This window comes from Mesorhizobium sp. M7A.F.Ca.CA.003.01.2.1 (assembly GCF_003998945.1).
Classification (GTDB): domain Bacteria; phylum Pseudomonadota; class Alphaproteobacteria; order Rhizobiales; family Rhizobiaceae; genus Mesorhizobium; species Mesorhizobium ciceri.
On the sequence record NZ_RZRA01001287.1, the window covers coordinates 1 to 1,164 of the forward strand.

The 1,164-nt window shown below is 63.0% G+C and carries 2 protein-coding genes; one reads left to right on the forward strand and one right to left on the reverse strand.

The window, feature by feature from the left end; all coding sequences use genetic code 11:
• A partial coding sequence (locus EN969_RS32025) for a sulfite exporter TauE/SafE family protein (RefSeq protein WP_164758711.1) occupies window positions 1–632 on the reverse strand: 632 nt, incomplete at its 3' end.
• Between the two features lie 329 nt (window positions 633–961).
• On the opposite strand from EN969_RS32025, the gene EN969_RS32035 reads away from it, so the two are divergent.
• Window positions 962–1,164: 50S ribosomal protein L19 (locus EN969_RS32035; protein ID WP_127419785.1), on the forward strand; the 203-nt coding region annotated here is incomplete at its 3' end.

Consider the following 1,164-nt stretch of genomic DNA (forward strand, 5'->3'; position numbering starts at 1 on the left):
CCCGGGATCATGATGATCGCCTGCGGCCAGGCGACGACGCCGCCCGAGACGAAGACGACGATCGCGACAGCGGCGATGACCATGGCCAGCATGTTCTTCAACGCGTTCAGCCGGTGATAGTCGCCGGCCTGGGTGAGGCCGAGCGTCGCCAGCATCATCACGCCCATGCCGGCGCCGAAGAAGCCCCCATAGATGGCGGTGAGAAACTGCGCGAGCGAGCCGGCCAGCGAGCCCACCGCCGCTTCATGGCCGGGCTTTGGCACTGGTTTCAGCCAGGGGCCGGCGGCGAACAGGGCCGTCGCGGCTAGCAGCAGCCACGGCACCAGAGCGCGAAACGAGGGATTGTCGAGCGCCAAAAGGATCAGAGCGCCGGCCAGTGCGCCCACGGCCGAGATCAGGCACAGCAGCAGCGCGCCGCGCCAGAAGTGCCTGATATCGGCCGAGTAGGCGAGGGTCGAGGTGATGTAGCCTGGAAATTGCGTCACCGAGGAGGTGGCGTTGGCAACGATCGGCGGCAGGCCGACCAACGTCATGGCGCCGAAGGTGATGAAGGTGCCGCCACCGGCGACCGCATTGGCGGCGCCTGACAGAAAGCCCGCTAGAAACAGCACGATGGCATCGAAGACAGACATGAATTGCGGCCGCTCAAAACTGTGTTATTTCAGGCTTTAGAAAGCCTGAACGACCGGCGCAACCCGGCACGGCAGGATTACGATGGTGCCATGCGAGCAGAAAATGCGCGCCCAAGGCGTGACAAAGCGGCGAAATAGCTGTATGTGCCCGCCCGTACCGGCCAGAAAGAATCTGCCGGACCCGTCAACAATGACGGTGTAGTCGCCCCTGCCTGATGTTTCAAAGACAAATGTCTTGGAGACAAAAGGCATAGCCAAGCGGTCAATGGAACTGCAAGGCGAGTGTCGGACGCTCTGACTGTCGGAAGAACAAGAAGTGGACTTTTGAGATGGATATTCTCCGTCAGCTCGAGGCCGAACAGGCCGCCAAGATCGAAGCCAAGCGCAAGCTTCCCGAATTCCAGCCCGGCGACACCGTGCGCGTCCAGGTCCGCGTGACCGAAGGCACCCGCACCCGCGTCCAGGCCTATGAGGGCGTCGTCATCGCCCGCGCCGGCGCCGGCTTCCAGGAGAACTTCACGGTTCGCAAGAT